The following is a 7387-nucleotide window of genomic DNA, read 5'->3' on the forward strand; positions in this document are numbered from 1 at the left end:
CCACGAATCAAGTGGTGGCGCTGACTACCGCCGAAGCCGCCGCGCTGAGCACCGCGCAAGTGGCCGCGCTGTCGACCGATGCCATCGCCGCGCTGGAAACGGCCGACCTGTCGGCCATCAAGACGGCCGCTGTCGCCGCCCTGAGCTCCGCCCAGGTCGCCGCGCTGACCACCGCCCAGGTCAACAACCTGGCCACCGCTTCGCTGGCCGCGCTGAGCACCGCCGGCATCGCCGCGCTGACCACCAACCAGGTCGTCGCGCTGACCTCGGCCCAGCTGAGCAGCATGGCTTCGGCCCAGGTTGCCGCGCTGAGCAGCAACGCCATCGGCGCCATCGAGACCGCCGACCTGTCGGGTCTGACCACCGCCAACGTCGCCGTGCTGCGCAGTGCGCAGCTGGCCGGCCTGGCCACGGCGCAGGTTGCCGCGCTGTCGACCAACCAGATCAGCGCGCTGAGCACCGCCGCCGTATCCGGTTTGACCACCAACCAGATCGTCGCGCTGACCACTGCCCAGGCAAGCTCGCTGAGCACCGCGCAAGTGGCCGGTCTGACGACCGCCGCCATCGCCGCGCTGGAAACGGCCGACTTCGCCGCGCTGAAATCGGACGCGATCGCCGCGCTGAGCGCCAACCAGGTCAAGGCCTTGACGACCGATCAAGTGGTCGCACTGACCACCGCCGAAGCTGCCGCGCTGAGCACCGCGCAAGTGGCCGCGCTGTCGAGCAACGCCATCGCCGCGCTGGAAACGGCCGACCTGTCGGCCATCAAGACGGCTGCCATCGCCGCCCTGAGCTCCGCCCAGGTCGCCGCGCTGACCACCGCCCAGGTCAACAACCTGGCCACCGCTTCGCTGGCCGCGCTGAGCACCGCCGGCATCGCCGCGCTGACCACCAACCAGGTCGTCGCGCTGACCTCGGCCCAGCTGAGCAGCATGGCGTCGGCCCAGGTTGCCGCGCTGAGCAGCAGCGCCATCGGCGCGATCGAGACCGCCGACCTGTCGGGTCTGACCACCGCCAACGTCGCCGTGCTGCGCAGCGCCCAGCTGGCCGGCCTGGCCACGGCGCAGGTTGCCGCGCTGTCGACCAACCAGATCGCCGCGCTGAGCACCGCCGCCGTGTCCGGTTTGAGCACCAACCAGATCGTCGCGCTGACCACCGGCCAGGCAAGCTCGCTGAGCACCGCCCAGGTGGCCGGCCTGACCACCGCCGCCGTCGCCGCGCTGGAAACGGCCGACTTCGCCGCACTGAAGTCCGACGCGATCGCCGCCCTGAGCGCCAATCAGGTCAAGGCGCTGACCACCAATCAAGTGGTGGCGCTGACCACCGCCGAAGCTGCCGCGCTGAGCACCGCGCAAGTGGCCGCGCTGTCGACCGATGCTGTGGCCGCGCTGGAAACGGCCGACCTGTCGGCCATCAAGACGGCCGCTGTCGCCGCCCTGAGCTCGGCCCAGGTCGCCGCGCTGACCACCGCCCAGGTCAACAACCTGGCCACCGCCTCGCTGGCCGCGCTGAGCACCGCCGGCATCGCCGCGCTGACCACCAACCAGGTCGTCGCGCTGACCTCGGCCCAGCTGAGCAGCCTGGCTTCGGCCCAGGTTGCCGCGCTGAGCAGCAACGCCATCGGCGCCATCGAGACGGCCGACCTGTCGGGTCTGACCACCGCCAACGTCGCCGTGCTGCGCAGTTCGCAGCTGGCCGGCCTGGCCACGGCGCAAGTTGCCGCGCTGTCGACCAACCAGATCGCCGCGCTGAGCACCGCCGCCGTGTCCGGTTTGAGCACCAACCAGATCGTCGCGCTGACCACCGGCCAGGCAAGTTCGCTGAGCACCGCGCAAGTGGCCGCGCTGACGACCAACGCGGTCGCCGCGCTGGAGACCGCCGACCTGGCCGCCCTGTCGACCAACGCGATCGCCGCGCTGAGCGCCAACCAGGTCAAGGCGCTGTCGACCAACCAGATCGTTGCCCTGAGCACCGCCGAAGCGGCCGCGCTGGGCACCGCGCAAGTGGTCGCGCTGTCGAGCAACGCGATTGCCGCGCTGGAAACGGCCGACCTGTCGGCCATCAAGACGGCCGGCATCGCCGTGCTGAGCTCGGCGCAAGTGGCGGCGCTGACCACCGCCCAGGTCAACAACCTGGCCACCGCCTCGCTGGCCGCGCTGAGCACCGCCGGCATCGCCGCGCTGACCACCAGCCAGATCGTCGCGCTGACGTCGGCGCAACTGTCCTCGCTGGCCACCGCGCAAGTGGTGGCGCTGACCTCGGCCAGCATCGGCGCGATCGAAACCGCCGATCTGGGCGGCCTGAGCACGACCGACGTCGCCGCGCTGCGCACCGCGCAGCTGGCCGGCCTGGCCACCGCCCAGGTTGCCGCGCTGTCGACCGGCCAGGTCGCCGCGCTGGCCACCTCGGCCTTCTCCAGCGGTCTGAGCACGTCGCAGATCGGCGCGCTGACCACCGCCCAGGCTGCATCGCTGAGCGTGGGCCAGGTCGCCGCCTTGTCGACCAACAACCTCGCCGCGCTGGCCACCGCCGCGCTGGCGGCCTTCACCACCCAGGAAATCGGCGCGCTGACCGTCGGCCAGCTGGGTGCGATGAGCTCCGCCCAAGGCGTGGCGCTGACCTCGACCCAGATCGCCGCCCTGACCACCGCCCAGACCGCCGGCCTGTCGACCGCGGCGCTGTCTGCCCTCGACACCGCCGACCTGGTGGCGCTGAGCACGGCCAACATCGTCGCGCTGAGCACCAAGCAGTTCGCCTCGCTGCGTACCGCTGAGATCGCCTCGCTGACCACCAACCAGGTGCATGCGATGAGCTCGGCGCAGCTGCATGCGCTGAGCACCGATCAGGTCCACGCGATGACCACCACGCAGACCCAGGCGCTGTCGTTCCTGACCCCGATCGCGCTCGACCTGAACGGCGACGGCGTGCAGACCACGGCGCTGGGCCAGGGCGTGCAGTTCGACCTGCTGGCCAACGGCAACAAAGTCAACACCGGCTGGACCGCCGGCGGCGACGGCCTGCTGGCCCTGGACCGCAACCATGACGGCGTGATCAACGACGGTAGCGAGCTGTTCGGTTCGGGCACGACCCTGGCCAACGGCCAGAAAGCGAGCACCGGCTACGAAGCGATGCAGGAACTCGACACCAACGGCGACGGCACCATCGACGCCAAGGACGGCGCCTTCGCCGACCTGCGTGTCTGGGTCGACGGCAACGCCGACGGCGTCACGCAGTCCGGCGAGCTGAAATCGCTGGCCGACCTCGGCATCACCAAACTCAACCTGGATGTCAAGGCGGGCGGCGCGGTCAACAACGGCAACATCCTGGGTCTGACGTCGACCTTCGAGACGGCCGACGGCGCCACCCATGCGGCGGCCGACGTGTGGTTCGCCACCACGCCGACCAGCAACCTGAGCGGCAGCGTCAGCAACCTGGCACAGGCGATGTCGGCCTTCGGCGGCGGCGACGCCCCGGCGGCGGCGGCGCCTAAGCTGGAACTCCAGCGCCAGGGCGTGGGCGGCAGCGTGGCCCAGCTGGCCGACGCGCTCAAGCAGTTCGACGCCAACGGCAAGCCGGTGCTCGGCGCCGAATGCCAGGCGGCCACCGACAGCGCGCTGCGTCTGAAAGCATTGCAGTCGCAGGGCGGCCACGGCTTCCTGGCGGCGCCCGGCAAGTAAGTCGATGTAGGCCGGCGCCAGCCGGAGGTAGTGCCACACGGCAGGGCTCAGGCCCTGCCGTGTGTCCCACAGCAGTTGCTTTTTGGCAGTGATGGCCCGATTTTTGCATTGCACTGAGTAAACAAAAGAGCTTAATCCGGCGCAAAAAATAGTCGCTTTGTACGTTCAGGGCGATGGCCCGCCGGCTTTTGGGTAGTGATTGACGGAAACTATGTGCTGTTCCATTGCTATAAATAAGTTAACCGGAGGCAAAATCATGGCTGGCGTATCCTAAAGTTGCCTTCGATATTGACGTTAAGAACTAAAGTGCATGGTTTTTGTGATGATCGCGCACAAGTAAACCGCAAAGAAATCCAGCAGCACCCAATTCGGATGGAGCCACGGGTCAGACCTGTTGGCTCCATCATCTGTCTGTATAGAACTGTGCAGTGCCCCAAGGAGAATGGAAATGAGCCTCGTAACTAGCATGAGTACCGACCAGATCGCAGCTCTGTCGACCCAAACCATTGCTGCCCTCGCCACTAGCGATATCGTAGCGCTCAATTCAGACCAGACCCGGGCATTGACGACCGACCAGGCGGTGGCATTGACCACCCTGCAGATCGCCGCACTGACCACCAAACAGATGTCCAACGGCTTGACGACCGACCAGATCGTCGCGCTGAGCTCCAACCAGGTGGCCGTGCTGAGCTCGTCGCAGGTCAACGCCATGGCGACCGCCTACATCGCCGCGCTGGAGACGGCCGACTTCTCGGCCTTGAAATCGAGCGCGATCGCCGGCCTCTCGAGCGCCCAACTGGCCGCGCTGACCACCGACCAGATCGTGTCGCTGACCACCGGCCAGGCGAACGCGCTGAGCAGCGCGCAGGTCGCCGGCCTGAGCACCAACGACATCGTGGCCATGGAAACGGCCGATGTGCTGGCATTGAAGACCGCCGCCATCGCCAGCCTCAGCACCGCCCAGATGGCGGCCCTGACCACCGACCAGGTGGGCGCGCTGTCGACGCTGCAGGTCGCCTCGCTGAGCACCGCCAACCTGGCGTCCGGCCTGACCACCGACCAGATCGTCGCGATGAGTTCCAACCAGCTGGGCACCCTGAGCACCGCCCAGTTCGGCGCGCTGGGCACCAGCGCCGTGGCCGCGATTGAAACGGCCGACCTGGCCGCGCTGAAAACCAGCCTGATCGCCTCGATCAAGTCGTCGCAACTGGCGGCCCTGACCACCGACCAGCTGTCGAACCTGACCACCACCCAGATTGCCGCGCTGACCACCGCCAGCATGACCGCGCTGAGCACCGACCAGGTCGTCGCGCTGACGAGCAACCAGGCCGCCGCGCTGACCTCGCAACAAATCGGCGCGCTGTCGACCAACGCCATCGCCGCGATTGAAACGGCCGACGTGGCCGCGCTCAAGACCGGCGTGATCGCCGGGTTGTCGACCGCCCAGGCCAAGGCCCTGACCACCGACCAGGTGGTGGCGCTGAGCGCCGGCCAGGTCGGCGCGCTGAGCAGCGGCCAGGTGGCCGCGCTGGGCACCGCCGCCCTCGCCGCGATTGAAACGGCCGACATCGGTTCGCTGAAGACCGCCGCCATCGCCGCCCTGAGCACCGCGCAGAGCGCCGCGCTGACCACCGACCAGATCGGCGCACTGAGCACCGCGCAAGTGGCCTCGATGACCACCGCCAACCTGGCCGCCGGCCTGACCACCGACCAGATGGTCGCCTTCAGCTCCAACCAGCTGGGCGTGCTGAGCACCGCGCAATTCGGCGCCCTGACCACCGGCGACGTCGCCGCGATCGCCACCGCCAACATCGTCGGCCTGAAAACCAGCATCATCGCCTCGCTGAAAACGGCGCAACTGGCGGCGCTGACCACCGACCAGCTGTCCAACCTGACCACCGCGCAAGTGGCGGCCCTCACCACCGCCAACATCGCCGTGCTGAGCACCGACCAGGTGGTCGCGCTGTCGTCCAGCCAGTTCGCCGCCCTGAGCTCGGCCCAGGTGAACGCCTTCAGCACCAACGACATCGCCGCGATTGAAACGGCCGACATCGGCGCGCTGAAGTCCGCCGTCATCGCCGGCCTGACCAACAACCAGGCCAAGGCCCTGACCACCGACCAGATCGTCGCGCTGAGCAGCAGCCAGATCAACGCACTGACCAGCGGCCAGGTCGCCGCCATGAGCACCGAAGCCATCGCCGCCATCGAGACGGCCGACATCGGCGCGCTGAAAACGGCCGCCATCGGCGCCCTGACCACCGCCCAGACCGCCGCGCTGACCACCGACCAGATCGGCGCGCTGAGCACCGCGCAAGTGGCCGCTATGACCACCGCCAACCTGGCCTCGGGCCTGAGCACCGACCAGATCGTGGCCTTGAGCTCGAACCAGCTGGGCGCGCTGAGCACCGCTCAATTCGGCGCCTTGTCGACCCAGGACATCGCCGCCATCGAGACCGCCGACATCGTTGGCCTGAAGACCAGCATCATCGCCGCGCTGAAGACGGCGCAACTGGTGGCGCTGACCACCGACCAGCTGTCCAACCTGACCACCGGCCAGATCGCCGCCATCACCTCGGCCAACATCGCCGCCCTGAGCACCGACCAGGTGGTCGCGCTGTCGTCCAACCAGATCGGCGCCCTGAGTTCGGCCCAGCTGAGCGCCTTCAGCACCAACGACATCGCCGCGATTGAAACGGCCGACATCGGCGCGCTGAAGTCCGCCGTGATCGCCGGCCTGACCAGCAACCAGACCAAGGCCCTGACCACCGACCAGATCGTCGCCCTGAGCAGCAGCCAGATCGCCGCCTTGTCGAGCGCGCAAGTTGCCGGCCTGAGCACCGCCGCCATCGCCGCCATCGAGACGGCCGACATCGGCGCGTTGAAGACCGCCGGCATCGGCGCCCTGAGCACCGCCCAGACCGCCGCGCTGAGCACCGACCAGATCGGCGCGCTGAGCACCGCGCAAGTGGCCGCCATGACCACCGCCAACCTGGCCGCCGGCCTGAGCACCGACCAGATGGTGGCCTTCAGCTCGAACCAGCTGGGTGCGCTGAGCACCGGGCAATTCGGCGCCCTGACCACCGGCGACGTCGCCGCGATTTCCACCGCCAACATCGTCGGCCTGAAGACCAACATCATCGCCGCGCTGAAGACGGCGCAACTGGCGGCGCTGACCACCGACCAGCTGTCCAACCTGACCACCGCGCAGGTGGTGGCCATCACCACCGCCAACATCGCCGCGCTGAGCACCGACCAGGTCGTCGCGCTGTCGTCCAACCAGTTCGGCGCCCTGAGCTCGGCCCAGATCAGCGCCTTCAGCACCAACGACATCGCCGCGATTGAAACGGCCGACATCGGCGCGCTGAAGTCCGCCGTGATCGCCGGCCTGACCAGCAGCCAGACCAAGGCCCTGACCACCGACCAGATCGTCGCCCTGAGCAGCAGCCAGATCGCCGCACTGTCGAGCTCGCAAGTTGCCGGCCTGAGCACCGAAGCCATCGCCGCCATCGAGACGGCCGACCTTGGCGCGCTGAAAACGGCCGCCATCGGCGTCATGACCACCGCGCAGACCGCCGCGCTGACGACCGACCAGATCGGCGCGCTGAGCACCGCGCAAGTGGCCGCTATGACCACCGCCAACCTGGCCTCGGGCCTGAGCACCGACCAGATCGTGGCCTTGAGCTCGAACCAGCTGGGCGCCTTGAGCACCG

Annotated in this window: 2 protein-coding genes; both read left to right on the forward strand. The window is 68.5% G+C overall.

The window, feature by feature from the left end; translation table 11 throughout:
• On the forward strand, positions 1–3677 hold a 3677-nt coding region (locus KVP70_RS32720), incomplete at its 5' end, for a beta strand repeat-containing protein (protein WP_369698901.1).
• A 448-nt stretch (positions 3678–4125) separates the two neighbouring features.
• Positions 4126–7387, forward strand: a 3262-nt coding sequence (locus tag KVP70_RS32725; protein WP_217946608.1) for a beta strand repeat-containing protein, incomplete at its 3' end; no start/stop codon positions are given.

Source organism: Duganella violaceipulchra, from assembly GCF_019166075.1.
In the GTDB taxonomy this organism is placed as follows: domain Bacteria; phylum Pseudomonadota; class Gammaproteobacteria; order Burkholderiales; family Burkholderiaceae_D; genus Rugamonas; species Rugamonas violaceipulchra.